Annotated in this window: 13 protein-coding genes; 11 read left to right on the top strand and 2 right to left on the bottom strand. The window is 69.2% G+C overall.

Translation table 11 applies throughout. The features are described from left to right. Positions 1 to 46 precede the first annotated feature (46 nt). The 7 genes from CFB46_RS02560 (at position 47) to CFB46_RS02530 (ending at position 6,976) form a co-directional block, all read left to right on the top strand. Positions 47 to 373 (top strand): DUF2917 domain-containing protein, encoded by a 327-nt coding sequence (locus tag CFB46_RS02560; RefSeq protein WP_027785544.1) that lies wholly within the window; start codon positions 47 to 49, stop codon positions 371 to 373. An 83-nt stretch (positions 374 to 456) separates the two neighbouring features. Continuing rightward, on the top strand, positions 457 to 1,203 hold the full coding sequence (gene lipB, locus CFB46_RS02555) for a lipoyl(octanoyl) transferase LipB (protein ID WP_089499199.1): 747 nt from the start codon (positions 457 to 459) through the stop codon (positions 1,201 to 1,203). After that, a complete protein-coding gene (gene lipA / locus CFB46_RS02550) occupies positions 1,196 to 2,188 on the top strand; it encodes a lipoyl synthase (RefSeq protein WP_006477693.1) in 993 nt (330 codons plus the stop codon). The genes lipB and lipA overlap by 8 nt, the downstream gene beginning before the upstream one ends. Positions 2,189 to 2,443: 255 nt before the next feature. Beyond that, a complete protein-coding gene (gene tauA / locus CFB46_RS02545; RefSeq protein ID WP_089499198.1) occupies positions 2,444 to 3,460 on the top strand; it encodes a taurine ABC transporter substrate-binding protein in 1,017 nt (338 codons plus the stop codon). A gap of 40 nt (positions 3,461 to 3,500) precedes the next feature. Continuing rightward, positions 3,501 to 4,298 carry a taurine ABC transporter ATP-binding protein gene (locus CFB46_RS02540; RefSeq protein ID WP_089499197.1) on the top strand — a complete coding sequence of 266 codons (798 nt, stop codon included), beginning with the start codon at positions 3,501 to 3,503 and terminating at the stop codon, positions 4,296 to 4,298. Further along, positions 4,298 to 5,272, top strand: a complete 975-nt coding sequence (locus tag CFB46_RS02535) for an ABC transporter permease subunit (protein WP_089499196.1) — start codon at positions 4,298 to 4,300, stop codon at positions 5,270 to 5,272. Before CFB46_RS02540 ends, CFB46_RS02535 begins: the two co-directional genes overlap by 1 nt. 288 nt (positions 5,273 to 5,560) lie before the next feature. Beyond that, positions 5,561 to 6,976: an amidase family protein gene (locus CFB46_RS02530; RefSeq protein ID WP_089499195.1), complete on the top strand. Its 1,416-nt coding sequence runs from the start codon at positions 5,561 to 5,563 to the stop codon at positions 6,974 to 6,976. 229 nt (positions 6,977 to 7,205) lie between these two features. Here the strand turns inward: CFB46_RS02530 and ggt are convergent, their stop codons facing one another. Together ggt and CFB46_RS02520 are read right to left on the bottom strand one after the other, a co-directional pair. Further along, a complete protein-coding gene (gene ggt, locus CFB46_RS02525; RefSeq protein ID WP_089499194.1) occupies positions 7,206 to 9,080 on the bottom strand; it encodes a gamma-glutamyltransferase in 1,875 nt (624 codons plus the stop codon). Positions 9,081 to 9,157: 77 nt separating this feature from the next. Further along, on the bottom strand, positions 9,158 to 10,120 hold the full coding sequence (locus CFB46_RS02520; protein ID WP_027785537.1) for a LysR family transcriptional regulator: 963 nt from the start codon (positions 10,118 to 10,120) through the stop codon (positions 9,158 to 9,160). A gap of 159 nt (positions 10,121 to 10,279) precedes the next feature. Here CFB46_RS02520 and CFB46_RS02515 point away from each other — a divergent pair, with 159 nt between their 5' ends. The 4 genes from CFB46_RS02515 to CFB46_RS02500 are packed head-to-tail and all read left to right on the top strand — an operon-like array spanning position 10,280 to position 16,027. Then, positions 10,280 to 12,406, top strand: a complete 2,127-nt coding sequence (locus tag CFB46_RS02515; protein WP_089499193.1) for a 3-hydroxyacyl-CoA dehydrogenase NAD-binding domain-containing protein — start codon at positions 10,280 to 10,282, stop codon at positions 12,404 to 12,406. Between the two features lie 29 nt (positions 12,407 to 12,435). Further along, positions 12,436 to 13,641: an acyl-CoA dehydrogenase family protein gene (locus CFB46_RS02510; protein ID WP_089499192.1), complete on the top strand. Its 1,206-nt coding sequence runs from the start codon at positions 12,436 to 12,438 to the stop codon at positions 13,639 to 13,641. Between the two features lie 14 nt (positions 13,642 to 13,655). Then, positions 13,656 to 14,792, top strand: coding sequence for an acyl-CoA dehydrogenase family protein (locus CFB46_RS02505; RefSeq protein WP_089499191.1), 1,137 nt, complete (start codon positions 13,656 to 13,658; stop codon positions 14,790 to 14,792). Positions 14,793 to 14,821: 29 nt separating this feature from the next. Next, the gene (locus tag CFB46_RS02500; RefSeq protein ID WP_089499190.1) at positions 14,822 to 16,027 is read left to right on the top strand and encodes a CaiB/BaiF CoA transferase family protein; all 1,206 of its coding nucleotides are present in this window, start codon (positions 14,822 to 14,824) and stop codon (positions 16,025 to 16,027) included. The last annotated feature ends 74 nt before the right edge of the window (positions 16,028 to 16,101 follow it).

Genomic DNA, 16,101 nt, shown 5'->3' with positions numbered 1-16,101 from the left:
GTGACTACGATTGTAGCCATCGGAGCACTTATTGGCGGAGGCGATCATGCAAGAAATTTCTTCAAGCATCACGTTTGAAATTCCCGCGGGCGAGACCGTCCCGATGAAGGTGCAACGCAGTACGCGGCTGATCGTCCAGTGCGGGCCGGTCTGGGCGACGCGCAGCAACGACGTCGACGACTACTTCCTGGTCGACGGCGAGACGCTCAAGCTGCGCCGCGGCGAGCGGCTGTGGCTCAGCGCGGAAGGCCGGGAGGGCGCGTGCGTCGCGTTCTCGGTGTCGCGGCCGCCGCGGGAAGTCGCGCTGGGCGGGCTGAGCCGGCTGCGCGAACGCGTCGCCGCGCTGGTCCACGACGGATGGCGCACGGTTTGACCGCCATTTCCTCAGAGGGATACTGACCATCCGTCCCTTTCCCCGGCCGGCGAGACCCATGGGTTTTCGGTAAACTACCGCCCATGTCCGTCTCGCCGGTTTCCATCGTGTCCACGCCTGTCGTTGTCTCCCCATCGCCCGCCGAATCGCCGGTTCAGCCGGTCATCGTGCGCTGGCGGGGCAGCGAGGCCTACGAGGCGAGCTTCGACGCGATGCGCGCGTTCACCGACACGCGCACGGCCGACACCGGCGACGAGATCTGGGTGGTCGAGCATCCGCCCGTCTACACGCTCGGCCAGGCCGGCGACCCGGCGCACCTGCTGGTGGCCGACAGCGGCGTGCCGCTCGTGAAGGTCGACCGCGGCGGGCAAATCACCTACCACGGCCCCGGCCAGATCGTCGTCTACCTGCTGCTGGACCTGCGCCGGCGCAAGCTGATGGTGCGTACGCTCGTGACGAAGATCGAGGAGGCCGTGATCGAAACCCTCGCGGCGTATAATCTCGCTTCGGTCCGCAAGGCGGGCGCGCCGGGAATCTACGTGGCATCCGGCGTGCACGAGGGCGCGAAAATCGCGGCCCTTGGCCTGAAGATCCGTAACGGCTGCAGCTATCACGGGCTGAGCCTGAACGTGAAGATGGATCTGCGCCCGTTTCTTGCGATCAACCCGTGCGGCTATGCCGGACTGGAAACCGTCGACATGGCGAGCCTCGAGGTTGCCGCCGACTGGAACGACGTCGCCCACACGCTGGTGGGCCGTCTGATCGCCAACCTCGACGGCGCATCCGCGGCCGCCGACAAGCCGCAGGCACTGGAACAATCGAATGACTGACGTTACCGCTTCTCCCGCACCGGCCGATACGGCCGCGACCCCGGCCTACGATCCGACCGCCAAGCAGAAGGCGCAGGCGAAGACGGCGCGCATCCCGATCAAGGTCATTCCGATCGAAAAGCTGAAGAAGCCCGAATGGATCCGCGTGAAGGCGGCCACTGGCAGCTCGCGTTTCAACGAGATCAAGACGATCCTGCGCGAGCACAACCTGCACACCGTGTGCGAGGAAGCGAGCTGCCCGAACATCGGCGAATGCTTCGGCAAGGGCACCGCGACGTTCATGATCATGGGCGACAAGTGCACGCGCCGCTGCCCGTTCTGCGACGTCGGCCACGGCCGTCCCGATCCGCTCGACGCGGATGAACCGAAGAACCTCGCACGCACGATCGCCGCGCTGAAGCTCAAGTACGTGGTGATCACGAGCGTCGACCGCGACGACCTGCGCGACGGTGGCGCCGCCCACTTCGTCGAGTGCATCCGCGAAACGCGTGCGCAGTCGCCGGACACGCGCATCGAGATCCTGACGCCGGACTTCCGCGGCCGTCTCGACCGCGCGATCTCGATCCTGAACGCTGCGCCGCCCGACGTGATGAACCACAACCTCGAAACGGTGCCGCGCCTGTACAAGGAAGCGCGCCCGGGTTCGGACTACGCGCACTCGCTGAAGCTTTTGAAGGACTTCAAGGCGCTGCATCCGGACGTCGCGACGAAGTCGGGCCTGATGGTCGGCCTCGGCGAGACGGAAGAGGAAATCCTGCAGGTGATGCGCGACCTGCGCGCGCACGACGTCGACATGCTGACGATCGGCCAGTATCTGCAGCCGTCCGAGCACCACCTGCCGGTGCGTGCGTACGTGCATCCGGACACGTTCAAGATGTACGAGGAAGAGGCGTACAAGATGGGCTTCACGCACGCGGCCGTCGGTGCGATGGTGCGGTCGAGCTATCACGCCGATCTGCAGGCGCATGGGGCGGGGGTGGTCTAAACGCCGCGTTTGCCTCCATCCGCAAGACCAGCAGTCCCGAAAGCCCGCAGCGATGCGGGCTTTTTCGTTGGCGCGGCGGTTATCCGCGCATGCGCAGGGCAATCGTCACCCGACCGGACGCGCAAGCCGGTCGAGCATGAAAAGCAAAGCTGAAACGGCATCGATAGCTTCGCACGATAAGTTCGCTTCCGCCGCGCGCAAAGCTCCTATAGTCGGCTCTCCCGCAGCAATGCCCGCATTCCGAAGGAGAGCCGCATGTCCCGTTTCAGCTTCATCCGCCGCGGCGTCGTCGCGCTGACCGCCTTTGCCGCGCTCGGCGCGGCGCACGCCGAATTGCGCGAAGTCGTGATCGCGTACCAGGACATGGTCGTGCCGTGGCGCTACGCGCAGGCGAGCGGTGAAGTCGAAAAGGCGACTGGCTACAAGGTCACGTTCCGCAAGCTCGACAGCGGCGCCGACGTGATCCGCGCGCTCGCGTCGGGCTCCGTCCAGCTCGGCGAAGCCGGTTCGAGCCCGATCGCGGCCGGCCTGTCGCAAGGGCTCGACATCTCGCTGTTCTGGGTGCTCGACAACATCAACGACGCCGAGGCGCTCGTCGCGCGCAACGGTTCGGGCGTGACCAGCGTCGCCGCGCTCAAGGGCAAGAAGATCGGCGTGCCGTTCGTGTCGACGTCGCACTTCCATACGCTCGTCGCGCTGCAGGCCGCGGGCGTCAATCCGAACGACGTGAAGATCGTCAACCTGCGTCCGCCCGAAGTCGCGGCCGCGTGGGCGCGCGGCGACATCGACGCGACCTATATCTGGGATCCCGTGCTCGCGAAGGTCAAGCAGTCGGGCACCGTGCTGACGACGTCGGGCCGGGTTGCGAAAGAAAGCGGCAAGTCGACTTTCGACGGCTTCGTCGTGAGCCGCAAGTTCGCACGCGAGAACCCCGAGTTCGTCGCGCGCTTCGTGAAGGTGCTCGCGGCCGCCGATGCCGACTACCGCGCGCATGCCGCGGCATGGAAGGTCGGCTCGCCGCAGGTCGCGGCGGTGGCGAAGGTGTCGGGCGCGAACGCGCAGGACGTGCCGGCGAGCCTCGCGCTCTACGCATTCCCGACGGCGGCCGAGCAGGCTTCGCCGACGTGGCTCGGCGGCGGCGCGCAATCGGGCGCCGCGAAGTCGCTCGCGGCCACGGCCGCGTTCCTCAAATCGCAAGGCACGATCCAGACGGTGCTCGCCGACTATTCGGCCGGCGTCGATCCGCAGTTCGTGCAGAAGGCCGCGCGCTGAGCGCGGCCCTTCAGCCCATTCATCGCGGAGCCCCTCGATCATGAGCACGCTGGAAGTCCGCCAGGTATCGGTTGCCTATCCGGGCGAGCGCGGCAGGCCGACGACGCAGGCGCTCGCGCGCGTCGACCTGCGCATCGATGCCGGTGAATTCGTCGTCGCGCTCGGCGCATCCGGGTGCGGCAAGACGACGCTGCTGAACTGCATGGCCGGTTTCGTCGCGCCGACGTCCGGCGACGTGCGCGTCGACGGCGTGCCGGTCACGGGCCCCGGCGCCGACCGCGGCGTCGTGTTCCAGAAATACGCGCTGCTGCCGTGGCTCGACGTGCTCGACAACGTCGCGCTCGGGCTGCGTTTCGCGCACGTGTCGAAGGCCGAGCGCGAAGCGCGGGCGCGGGAGATGCTCGCGCTGGTCGGGCTCGACGGCCATGCGCATGCGCGCGTGTACGAGCTGTCGGGCGGGATGCAGCAGCGGGTTGGCATCGCGCGTGCGCTCGCGAGCGACCCGCACGTGCTGCTGATGGACGAGCCGATGGGCGCGCTCGACGCGATGACGCGCGGCACGATGCAGGCGCTCGTGCTCGACGTGTGGGCGCGCACCGGCAAGACGGTGTTCTTCATCACGCACGACGTCGAGGAGGCACTCTTTCTCGCGACGCGTCTCGTCGTGATGACGCCGGGCCCCGGCCGCATCGCCGAAACCTTCGAGTTGCCGTTCGCGCGCCGCTACGTCGAATCGCGCGATGCGCGTGCGGTGAAGTCGTCGCCGGATTTCATCGCATGGCGCGAGCGGCTGATCGCGTATCTGCATCGCGAGGAAGCGGCCGGGGAGGCCGCGTGATGCGCGAATGGGCGCGGCAGGGCGTGGCCGTCGGGCGCGGCCGGAACAGCACTTTGAACAGGCAGGACAGCATGAGCACGCAGGATTCGTGGGCGGCCGATCGCACAGATGTGAGTTTCGAGCAGGACGACCGCACGACGCGGCGTCAGGCGGCGGCGCGCGCCGCGCGCCCATCTCGCCCATCGCACCGTTACCGGTTGCCGGGGCAGGGAAAGACGGCCGGGCTGAGCGCGGCGACGGTCGCGGTGCTGGCCGTGCTGTGGTGGGTCGCGACGCATCGTCAGTGGCTGCCGCCGCTCTTCCTGCCCGCCCCGGAAGCCGTGTGGGCGGCCTTCGTCGACGCGTGGCACGGCCGCATCCAGGGCGGCCTGCCGTTGTCCGAGCATTTGCTGTGGAGCGCCGCGCGCGTGTTCGGCGCGTTCCTGCTCGCGACCGCGATCGGCGTGCCGGCCGGCATCCTGATGGGCGTGAGCCGCGTCGCGCGCGGCGTGCTCGATCCGCTGCTGGAGTTCTACCGGCCGCTGCCGCCGCTCGCGTACCTGCCGCTGGTCGTGATCTGGTTCGGCATCGACGAAACGGCGAAGCTCGTCGTGATTTTCCTCGCGTGCTTTGCGCCGATCGCGATGGCCGCGCGCGCCGGCGTGCGCGCGGCGACGATCGAGCAGATCAACGCCGCGTATTCGCTCGGCGGCAGCTTCGCGCAGATCGTGCGGCACGTCGTGCTGCCGGCCGCGCTGCCGGAGATCCTCACGGGGCTGCGGATCGCGATCGGCTTCGGCTGGACGACGCTCGTCGCGGCCGAGATGGTCGCCGCGACGGCCGGACTCGGGCAGATGGTGCTCAACGCATCGAGCTTCTTGCGCACCGACATCGTCGTGATGGGCATCCTGATCATCGGCATGATCGCGTGGCTGTTCGATCTCGCGATGCGGTGGGTCGAGCGGCGCGTGGTGCCGTGGAAGGGGAGAGGCTGAGCGGGCATCGAGATCGTCCTCGCGTTCGTCGGCCCGATCGCGTTGCCGACGGCAGCATGGCTCGGCGCGGGCTGCGCGTGGCGGCCCGGATGCCGCCCGCCCGACCAGCTGCAGCCGTGCCTTCGGTGGCTGATCCGCCATTCCTCCGTATAAAACCCACTCGCGGGCGGCAACTGCTGGCTGCCACGCCCAAAAACAAATTGTCTGTCGGTGCGCGCCAATTCTTCATAAGATAGTTTTATCTCAAACAAAGAAGGCGCGGTGCAGCGCATCGAGGAGACCATACGGATGGACAGGGAACTGTGGCGCCTGAGCGCAACGGAGGTCGTGGCAAACCTGACGCAACGAGAATGCTCGGCCCAGGAGGTCGTCGCGAGCTGTCTTGCGCGGCTCGATGCCGTCAATCCGCAGACCAATGCGGTCGTCGACGTGCTTGCCGACGATGCGATGCAGGCTGCTGCCGACGCGGACGCGCGGATCGCTCGAGGGGCGCGAGTCGGCCCGCTGCACGGGGTGCCCGTGACGGTGAAGGTCAATGTCGACATGGCCGGCCGTGCGACAAGCAATGGCGTCGCCGCCTATCGCGACGTCGTGGCGGTCGCCGACAGCCCGGTCGTCGCGAATCTGCGCAAGGCAGGCGCGATCATCATCGGCCGTACCAATACGCCCGCGTTTTCGCTGCGCTGGTTCACCGACAACGAGCTGTACGGCCGGACGCTGAATCCGTGGGTGCCCGGCGTGACATCCGGCGGATCCAGCGGCGGCGCGGCTGTCGCGGTGGCGACCGGCGTGGGCGCGATCGCGCACGGCAACGATCTGGGCGGCTCGATTCGATATCCGGCGTATGCGTGCGGCGTGGCGGGATTGCGCCCGAGCCAGGGGCGTGTGCCCGCGTTCAATCCGAGTCAGGCGCACGAGCGGACGCCGGCCGTTCAGCTTGCGTCGGTACAGGGGCCGCTTGCACGCACGGTGGCCGATCTGCGCCTCGCGCTGCGGGCGCTCGCCGCGCCGGATCTCAACGATCCCTGGTGGGTGCCGGCGCCGTTGAGTGCCGACGCGGGGCCGACGCGCGTCGCGTTGTGCCGGCAGATGGACGGCATCGAGGCCGATCCGGCGGTGCTCGATGCGCTCGATTTCGCCGCCGGCTGCCTCGATGCGGCCGGCTATTCCGTCGTGCACGCGACGCCGCCGGCGCTGCGGGAAGCGGCCGATCTGTGGCTCGCGTTGACGACGGCGGAAATGGAGGCCGGCATGGGCGGTGCGATCGACGCCTACGGCGACGACGCGGTCCGGGTCGCTTGCGCGAGCATGAGGCATCTCGCGAAGCCGCTCGACATGGTCGGCTACATGAACGCGCTGTCGCGGCGATCGTCGGTGCTGCGCCATTGGCAGATTTTTTTCGCCCGTCACCCGTTGCTGCTGATGCCGGTGTCCTGGCAGCGCCCGTTCCCGATCGATGCGGATCGCTGCGGAGACGACGCGATGCGGGGCATTCTGGATGCGCAAGGCCCGATGCTCGCCACCGCGATTCTCGGTCTACCGGGCCTGTCCGTGCCGATCGGCGCGGTGGATGGGCTGCCGGTCGGCGTGCAGCTGGTGGCCGGGCGCTTTCAGGAAAGCCGTTGCCTTGCGGCGGGCGAGGTGATCGAGGCGCGTTGCGGCGTGACGACGCCGATCGATCCGCGACGCGGTCCGTTGCATTGAACGGCGCGCAGCGCGGGCGCACGCTGCCGATCGGCATGCGACATCGGCGAGTGCGGTCGTTGCGCCGAACTGCCCGAGTAGGCGCACACGCTGTCGGAGCGCATGGCGGAGGGTGCGTGTCGATCGCGATGTCGCGGTTGGACGGGGAGGCGAAGCGGAAGCGGGCGACGCGCGTAGGACAAGTCGAAGCGCCGCCGCGAAGTGGGCGAACGGTATCGCGCCGCGGCGCTCAATCCCCCATCGCGACCCCTTCACGCCGCGGGTCCGCGCCGCCGAACCACACCGTCTGCCCCTGCACGTTCAGCCGCTGGATCCCCTGCAGCCCCGAGTTCATCTCGACCACCCGCACGTCGTGCCCGCGGCCCTTCAGCCCTTCGGCCAGCGCGTCCGACACGCGGCCGCGCTCGAGCTGCGTCGGCCCGTTCATCGACCCGAAGTTCGGCAGCGCGATCGCCTGCTGCATCGTCATGCCCCAGTCGAGCACGCCGACCAGCGTCTTCGCGACGTGATTGATGATCGCGGGGCCGCCGGCCGAGCCGACGATCATCGTCACCTGCTGCGTCTTCTTGTCGAACACGAGCTCCGGCGACATCGCGGAGCGCGGCCGCTTGCCGGGCTGCACGCGGTTCGCGACCGGCCGGCCGTTGTCGTTCGACACGAACGAGAAATCGGTGAGCTGGTTGTTCAGCATGAAGCCGCGCACCATCAGCCGCGAGCCGAACGCATCCTCGATGCTGGTCGTCATCGACAGCGCCTGCCCGTAGCGGTCGACGATCGCGATATCGGACGTCGACGGCAATTCGGGGCTGCGGTCGTCGGCCGTCGCGAGCGTCGCGCCCTGCGGCGTGCCGGCCTGCGCGACGCCCATGCTCTGGTCGCCGATCAGCCGCGCGCGCTGCGCGAGATAGGTCTTGTCGGTGAGGCTCGCCCAGTTGCCGCCCGGTAGCGGCACGAAATCGGGATCGGCCACGTAGCGCGCGCGATCCGCATACGCGAGGCGCCCGGCTTCGCTGAACAGGTGCGCGGCGAACGGCGTCGGCTCGTAGCCGACATCATTGCGTACCGGCTTCTGCGCGCCGATCTGCTGCCAGTCGGGCATCGCCTCGAGGATGCCGAGCATCTGCGCGATCGCGAGGCCGCCCGACGACGGCGGCGGCATCCCGCATACCACCGAGCGCCGGTAGTCGGCGCACAGCGGCGCGCGCACCTTCGCCTTGTAGCGCGCGAGATCCTGCAGCGACAGCAGCCCCGGGTTGGTCGGGTGCTTGCGCACCTTCGCGACGATGTCGCGTGCGATCGCGCCGGTGTAGAACGCGTTCGCGCCGCGGTCGGCGACCTGGCGCAGCACGGTCGCGAGCGCGGGGTTCTTCAGCACCGTGCCGGCCGCCTTCGGCGTGCCGTCCGCATTGTAGAAGTACGCGCGGGCGGCCGGGTCGTTGTTCAGGTACTTGTCGTTCGCGATCAGCATCGCGAGCCGCGGGCTGATCGTGAAGCCGCGCTCGGCGAGCCGGATGGCCGGCTGGAACAGCCGGCGCCACGGCAGCTTGCCGTGCGCGCGGTGCGCGGCGTCGAGCATGCGCAGCACGCCCGGCGTGCCGACCGAGCGCCCGCCGACGACGCCTTCGTAGAAGCCCATCGGCTGGCCGGTCGGCCCGTAGAACAGGCGGTCGGTCGCGGCGGCCGGCGCGGTTTCGCGGCCGTCGTACGCCTGCGTCGTCTTGCCGTCGAAGTACAGCATGAAGGCGCCGCCGCCGATGCCCGACGATTGCGGCTCGACCAGCGCGAGCACCATCTGCGTCGCGATGGCCGCATCGATCGCGGTGCCGCCGGCTTTCAGCATGTCGTAGCCGGCCTGCGTGGCGAGCGGGTTCGCGGCCGCGATCATGAAGTGCTGCGAGGTCCAGCCCGGCTTGTCCGTCCAGCCGGACGACAGTTCGGGCGCGTGAACGCCGGGCAGCGGGACGGCCGCGCCCGAGGCGGCGGCGACCGGGACGACGGCGCCCGACGGCGCGGACGGGGACGTGCAGCCGGCGTTGAACGCGACGAGCGCGACGGCGGCGAGCAGCGTCCAGGGACGCGAATGCGGACGAATCCGGTCGAACATTGAACCCTCGGCAGCAGTGAATTCGAAGGAGACGGCGGCGTCGACGTTGGCGCAACGGCGCTGCCCGCCTCGGCGCGCTATTGTCGCCGCGTGCCCGGCGGATTGTCACCCGACAGGAAACCCTGACGCATCGCGCCGGGCCCGCCCCGGCCGGTCTTTCCGGCCTGTTCGAGGATGAACTCTATGAACGTCGACGTCGCGCGCGTGTGGTGCCGGTTCGGCATGTAGAGCATATACATGTGCGTGCCGAAGATGCTGAGCCGGTACGCGTCGAGCGACGTGACGACCGCGCCGCCCCGGATATCGTCCTGCATCACGTAGTCGGGCACGATGCCGACGCCGATTCCCGCGAGGATCGCCTGCCGCAGGAACAGGAAGTTCTCCGAAATCAGCGTGGGCTCGAGCAGCACCTCGTGGCGCTCGTCGCCGAGATACGCGGCGATCCGGAGTTGCCGGCCCATCACCGTCGCGGTGACGACCGGCGCGGCTGCAAGCGCGCCGAGGCTCGACGGCATCCCGTGCGCAGCCGCGAACGCGGGCGACGCACACGCGATGTAGCGCACCGCGCCCATGTCGCGTGCGACGAGATTCTGCGGCGGCTCCGACATCACGCGGATCGCGATGTCGACTTCGTCGCGCATCAGATCTTCCACCCGATTCTCGAACACCACGTCGAGCACGATGCCCGGATGCCGCCGCTTGAACGCGAGCAGCCATTCGGACATCACCATCTGCCCGTAGCCGCTCGGCACCGACAGCCGCACGCGGCCCTGCAGGTCCTGCCCGAGCGTGGTCACCGATTCCTGCGCGGCGAGCAGTTCGTTGCGGATGCGCCGGCCGTGCTCGTACAGCTTCAGTCCGATCTCGGTCGGCTCCATGCGTCGCGTCGTGCGCCGCACGAGCTGCTGGCCGATCGAGCGCTCGAGCTGGTTCAGCCGGTAGCTGACGTTCGCCCGGCTCATCTTGAGCCGCTGCGCGGCCTTGCTGAGATTGCCGGCGTCGAGGATCTCGACGAGCAGCGTCAGCGCGTTCAGGTCCATGTCTGTCGTCTCATGATCTGTCCCGCTTAACGGTCGGAAAACATTCAGTGTCAAGTCAGACTTGACAGCTTGTAAAGGCCTGCGGGAATTGTCAATGAATCTCGATCAATCGAGAATCGGGTCATGCCTGCTGCATCGACAGCTTCGACAGGAGACGCCATGAATTCCCCCGCTACCCCTCCCACCGGCACGGTCACGCGCGAGCGGCGCGACAAGGTGCTCGTCGTCACGATCGACCATTCGCCCGTCAACGCGCTGTCCGCCGACGTACGGCGCGGCCTCGCCGACGCGATCGACGCCGCGCAGGCCGACGACGCGATCCGCGCGGTGCTGATCGTCGGCGCCGGCCGCAACTTCATCGCGGGCGCTGACATCCGCGAATTCGGCAAGCCGCCCGTGCCGCCGTCGCTGCCCGACGTGTGCGAACGGATCGAATCGGGCGCCAAGCCGGTCGTGGTCGCGCTGCACGGCGCGACGCTCGGCGGCGGGCTCGAGGTCGCGCTGGCCGCGCATTACCGGCTCGCGGTGCCCGGCGCGAAGCTCGGGCTGCCCGAAGTGACGCTCGGCCTGCTGCCCGGCGCGGGCGGCACGCAGCGCGCACCGCGCCTGATCGGCGCGAAGGCCGCGCTCGACCTGATGCTGACGGGCCGCCACGCGAGCGCCGAGGAAGCGCTCGCGCTCGGCCTCGTCGATCGCATCGCGCACAGCGACGACACGCTGGCCGAAGGGCTCGCCTACGCGCAGGAACTCGTGTCGCTCGGCGCACCCGTGCGCCGCACGCGCGACGCGCAGGGCCTGGCCGACCGCGCGGCCGCGCAGGTCGCGATCGACACGGCGCGCGCGGAACTGCCGAAGAAGTCGCGCGGCCTCTTCTCGCCGGCGAAGATCGTCGACGCGGTCGAGGCCGCGCTCACGCAGTCGTTCGACGCGGGGATGAAGTTCGAACGCAGCCTGTTCCTGCAGTGCATCGACAGCCCGCAGCGCGCGGGCCTCGTGCATGCGTTCTTCGCGGAGCGCGAAGCGGCGAAGGCGCCCGAGGCGCGGCGCGGGAGCGCACGGCCGGTCGAGCGGATCGGCGTGGTCGGCGGCGGCACGATGGGCGCGGGCATCGCGGTCGCGGCGCTCGACGCCGGGCTGCCGGTGACGATGATCGAGCGCGACGAAGCATCGCTCGCGCGCGGCCGGACGCACGTCGAGAAGGTGTACGACGGCCTCGTCGCGAAAGGGCGGATGACGCCGGCCGCGCATGCGGCGCGGCTCGCGCGCTTCAAGGGCAGCACGTCGTACGACGCGCTCGCGCAGGCCGACGTCGTGATCGAAGCCGTATTCGAGGACATGGCCGTGAAGCAGGCCGTGTTCGCCGAGCTGGCCCGCGTGTGCAAGCCGGGCGCGGTGCTCGCGACCAACACGTCGTATCTCGACATCGACGCGCTCGCCGCGAGCATCGAGCGGCCGGCCGACGTGATCGGCCTGCATTTCTTCTCGCCGGCCAACGTGATGAAGCTGCTCGAGATCGTCGTGCCGGCGCGCGTGAGCGCGGACGTCGTCGCGACCGCGTTCGCGCTCGCGAAGCAGTTGAAGAAGACGCCGGTGCGCGCGGGCGTATGCGACGGCTTCATCGGCAACCGGATCCTCGCCGTCTACCGGACGGCGGCCGACTACCTGATGGAAGACGGCGCGTCGCCGTACCAGATCGATCGCGCGGTGCGCGAGTTCGGCTTCCCGATGGGCCCGTTCCAGGTGGTCGATCTCGCGGGCGGCGACATCGGCTGGGCGACCCGCAAGCGCCGCGCGGCGACGCGCGATCCGAACGCACGCTACGTGGAGATTTCCGACCGGCTGTGCGAGCGCGGCTGGTTCGGGCAGAAGACCGGCCGCGGCTACTACCTGTATCCGGACGGCGCGCGCGTCGGCACGCCCGATCCGGAAGTCGACGCGATCGTCGCGCAGGAACGCGCGAAGAAGGGCGTCACGCCGCGCACGTTCACCGACGACGAGATCCTGCGCCGCTATCTCGCCGCGATGATCAACGAAGGCGCGAACGTCGTGCACGAGAAGATCGCGCTGCGCCCGCTCGACGTCGACGCGGTGTTCCTGTACGGCTACGGCTTCCCGCGCTATCGCGGCGGCCCGATGCACTACGCGGACACGGTCGGCCTCGCGAACGTGCTCGCCGATATCCGCGCGTTCGCGAAGGAAGATCCGCTGTTCTGGAAGCCGTCGCCGCTGCTCGTCGATCTCGTCGCGCGCGGCGCGGATTTCGCGAGCCTGAACCGCCTCGACTGAACGCCAACCGCATTTGCAACGGACCGAAGATGGACCTCGATTTCACGCCCGAAGAAGAAGCCTTCCGCTCGGAAGTGCAGCGCTTCCTGCAAGCCGAACTGCCCGAGCGCATCGCGCGCAAGGTGAAGGGCGGCCTGCACCTGACGCGCGACGACATGCGCGAATGGCACGCGATCCTGAATGCCCGCGGCTGGCTCGCGAGCCACTGGCCGCGCGAATACGGCGGCCCCGGCTGGAGCGTCGCGCAGAAGTTCCTGTTCGACAACGAATGTGCGCTCGCCGGCGCGCCGCGCATCGTGCCGTTCGGCGTGAACATGCTCGGCCCCGTGCTGATCAAGTACGGCAGCGACGCGCAGAAGCGCCACTGGCTGCCACGCATTCTCGACGGCACCGACTGGTGGTGCCAGGGTTATTCGGAACCGGGCGCGGGCTCCGATCTCGCGGCGGTGAAGACGAGCGCGGTGCGCGACGGCGATCACTACGTCGTGAACGGCCAGAAGACGTGGACCACGCTCGGCCACTACGCGAACATGATCTTCTGCCTCGTGCGCACCGCGACCGACGTGCGCAAGCAGGAAGGCATCAGCTTCCTGCTGATCGACATGAATGCGCCGGGCGTCGACGTGCGCCCGATCATCACGCTCGACGGCGAGCACGAGGTGAACGAGGTGTTCTTCACCGACGTGCGCGTGCCGGCGGAAAACCTCGTCGGCGAAGAGAACCGCGGCTGGACCTACGCGAAATACCTGCTCACGTACGAGCGCACCAACATCGCCGGAATCGGCTTCTCGACCGCTGCCCTCGACCGGCTGCGCGCGGTGGCCGCGAAGGTCACGAAGAACGGCCGGCCGCTCGCGGACGATCCGTTCTTCGCGGCACGCGTCGCGCGCGTCGAGATCGAGCTCGAGAACATGCGCACGACCAACCTGCGCGTGCTGGCCTCGGTCGCGGGCGGCGGCGTGCCGGGCGCGGAAAGCTCGATGCTGAAAATCCGCGGCACGCAGATTCGCCAGGAGATCACCGCGCTGATGCGGCGCGCGATGGGGCCGTATGCGCAGCCGTTCATCGAGGAGGCGCTCGACGCCGACCATGCCGACCACGCCGGCGAGCCGGTCGGCCCCGACGAAGCCGCGAGCGCCGCGCAGCAGTATTTCAACAACCGGAAGCTGTCGATCTTCGGCGGCTCGAACGAGATCCAGAAGAACATCATCGCGAAGATGATGCTCGGGCTGTAACGAGGGACGCGACGATGGATTTCCAGCACACAGAAGACCGCCGGATGCTGGCGGACACGTTGAACCGCTTCATCGCCGACCAGTACGCATTTCCGGTGCGCGACCGCATCGCGCAGTCGGCCGAAGGCTTCGACCGCGCGATGTGGCAGCGCTTCGCCGAACTCGGCACGATCGGCGCGCTGTTCAGCGAAGCCGACGGCGGCTTCGGCGGCGCGGGCTTCGACATCGCCGTGGTGTTCGAATGCCTCGGGCGCGGGCTCGTCGTCGAGCCGTTCCTCGGCGCGCTGCTGGCCGGCCGCGCGCTGTCGCTCGCGGGCGGCGATGCGCATCGCGACAGGCTCGCCGCGCTGATCGACGGCCGCGCGAGCGCCGCGTTCGCGCACGACGAGCCGGGCTCGCACTACGAACTGACGACCGTGCGCACGCGCGCCGAACGCTCGGGCGACGGCTGGGTGCTGACGGGCGCGAAGGGCGTCGTCGACCAGGCCGCGCAGGCGGCGTTCTTCGTCGTCAGCGCGCGCGTGTCGGGCCGCGACGACGACGCGGCCGGCATCGGCCTGTTCGTCGTGCCGGCCGATGCGCCGGGCGTGTCGCTGCGCGACTACCGGAAGATCGACGGCGGCCGCGCGGCCGAAGTGCGCTTCGAACGCGTCGCGCTGCCGGCCGATGCGGCGCTTGGCACGCACGACGGCGAAGCGGGCGCCGAGCTGCTCGAGCGTGTGCTCGGCTACGGACTGCTCGCGCTGTCGGCGGAAGCGCTCGGCGCGATGGATGTCGCGAAGGAAGCGACGCTCGAGTATCTGCGCACGCGCAAGCAGTTCGGGTTGCCGATCGGCAGCTTCCAGGCACTGCAGCACCGCATGGCCGACCTGCTGCTCGAAGTCGAGCAGGCGCGCTCGGCCGTGATCAACGCGGCCGCGCAGCTCGATGCGCCGCGCGCGGTGCGCGAACGCGCGCTCGCGGCGGCGAAATACAGCATCGGCCGGATCGGCACGCTCGTCGCCGAGGAAAGCATCCAGCTGCACGGCGGAATCGGGATGACGTGGGAGTTGCCGCTGTCGCACTACGCGAAGCGGCTCGTGATGATCGATCACCAGCTCGGCGACGAGGATCACCATCTCGCGCGCTACATCGCGCTGTCGAAACGGTAACGGTGCAAACGCGAATGGAGGAGACAAGGATGACGAACGAAGCGCGCGCGTTGCCGCTGGCCGGCGTGAAGGTGCTCGATTTCTCGCGCGTGCTCGCGGGCCCGTGGTGCGCGATGGTGCTCGCCGATTTCGGCGCGGAAGTGATCAAGGTCGAGCATCCGGCGCGCGGCGACGATACGCGCGACTGGGGGCTGCGGATCGGCGACACCGAAACCACGTATTTCAACAGCGTGAACCGCAGCAAGCGGTCGATCTGCGTCGACCTGCAGACGGAAGCCGGCCAGCGCATCGCACGCGAACTGGCCGCCCAGGCCGACGTGGTGCTCCACAACTTCAAGTTCGGCGGCGCGGAGAAGCTCGGGCTCGGCTACGACGCGCTGGCCGAGTTGAATCCGCGCCTCGTGCACTGCGCGATCTCGGGCTACGACCGATCGGGCGCCGAGGCCGCGCGGCCGGGCTACGACCTCGTCGTACAGGGCGAGGCCGGGCTGATGGCGCTGAACGGCGAGGCCGGCCAGCCGCCGCTGAAGTTCGGCGTCGCGGCGGTCGACCTGTTCACCGGCATGTATTCGGCGCAGGCGATCCTCGCCGCGCTTTACGAGCGCCATGCGACGGGGCGCGGTCGTCGCATCGAGATGGCGCTGTTCGACTGCGGGCTGATGATCACCGCGTACTACGGGCTCGACGCGCTGCTGATGGGCGAGGACCCGCCGCGCTACGGCAACGCGCATCCGTCGATCGTGCCGTACGGCGTGTTCGATGCGGCCGACGGCCCGCTCGTGATCACGGTCGGCAACAACACGCAGTTTGCGCGCTTTTGCGACGCGATCGAGCGGCCCGATCTCGCGGCCGACGAACGCTACAAGACCAACCTCGGCCGATCGGAGAATCGTGCCGACCTGCTGCCCGAGATTCGCCGCGAACTGGCGCGCCGCTCGCGTGCGGCGCTGTTGGCGGCGCTCGCCGGTGCGGGCATTCCGTGCGGCGAAGTGCTCGGGCTGCACGAAGCGCTGACGTCCGAACGCGCGACCCGCGCCGGGCTCGTCACGCGGCAGCCGCATCCGGTCGCGGGCGGGGTCGACGTGCTCGCGCCGCCGTACCGCTTCGACGGCGCGCGGCTGCCGGTGCGCGGTGCGCCGCCGGTGCTCGGCGCGGATACGGAGGCGGTGCTCGGCGGCTGGCTCGGGATGTCGGCCGACGAGGTCGCGCGGCTGCGTGCGGATCGCGTCGTGTAACGCGTTTCATGGGTTGCCGCCGCGGCGCGGGCGGAGCAGTCGATGCGCGCCGACCATCCACAAGACAGCGCTCG

The organism is Burkholderia sp. HI2761 (genome assembly GCF_002223355.1).
Classification (GTDB): Bacteria; Pseudomonadota; Gammaproteobacteria; order Burkholderiales; family Burkholderiaceae; genus Burkholderia.
The sequence above is the reverse complement of the archived record's forward strand: the minus strand, read 5'-3'. Positions and strand labels throughout refer to the sequence as shown.

What these genes read in the sequence shown, in the direction of transcription:
- CFB46_RS02505 (WP_089499191.1), top strand. Translation starts at nt 13,656, where the DNA reads ATGGATTTCCAGCACACAGAAGACCGCCGGATGCTGGCGGACACGTTG.
- ggt (WP_089499194.1), bottom strand. Translation starts at nt 9,080, where the DNA reads ATGTTCGACCGGATTCGTCCGCATTCGCGTCCCTGGACGCTGCTCGCC.
- CFB46_RS02540 (WP_089499197.1), top strand. Translation starts at nt 3,501, where the DNA reads ATGAGCACGCTGGAAGTCCGCCAGGTATCGGTTGCCTATCCGGGCGAG.
- lipB (WP_089499199.1), top strand. Translation starts at nt 457, where the DNA reads ATGTCCGTCTCGCCGGTTTCCATCGTGTCCACGCCTGTCGTTGTCTCC.
- lipA (WP_006477693.1), top strand. Translation starts at nt 1,196, where the DNA reads ATGACTGACGTTACCGCTTCTCCCGCACCGGCCGATACGGCCGCGACC.
- CFB46_RS02560 (WP_027785544.1), top strand. Translation starts at nt 47, where the DNA reads ATGCAAGAAATTTCTTCAAGCATCACGTTTGAAATTCCCGCGGGCGAG.
- tauA (WP_089499198.1), top strand. Translation starts at nt 2,444, where the DNA reads ATGTCCCGTTTCAGCTTCATCCGCCGCGGCGTCGTCGCGCTGACCGCC.
- CFB46_RS02535 (WP_089499196.1), top strand. Translation starts at nt 4,298, where the DNA reads ATGCGCGAATGGGCGCGGCAGGGCGTGGCCGTCGGGCGCGGCCGGAAC.
- CFB46_RS02520 (WP_027785537.1), bottom strand. Translation starts at nt 10,120, where the DNA reads ATGGACCTGAACGCGCTGACGCTGCTCGTCGAGATCCTCGACGCCGGC.
- CFB46_RS02530 (WP_089499195.1), top strand. Translation starts at nt 5,561, where the DNA reads ATGGACAGGGAACTGTGGCGCCTGAGCGCAACGGAGGTCGTGGCAAAC.
- CFB46_RS02500 (WP_089499190.1), top strand. Translation starts at nt 14,822, where the DNA reads ATGACGAACGAAGCGCGCGCGTTGCCGCTGGCCGGCGTGAAGGTGCTC.
- CFB46_RS02510 (WP_089499192.1), top strand. Translation starts at nt 12,436, where the DNA reads ATGGACCTCGATTTCACGCCCGAAGAAGAAGCCTTCCGCTCGGAAGTG.
- CFB46_RS02515 (WP_089499193.1), top strand. Translation starts at nt 10,280, where the DNA reads ATGAATTCCCCCGCTACCCCTCCCACCGGCACGGTCACGCGCGAGCGG.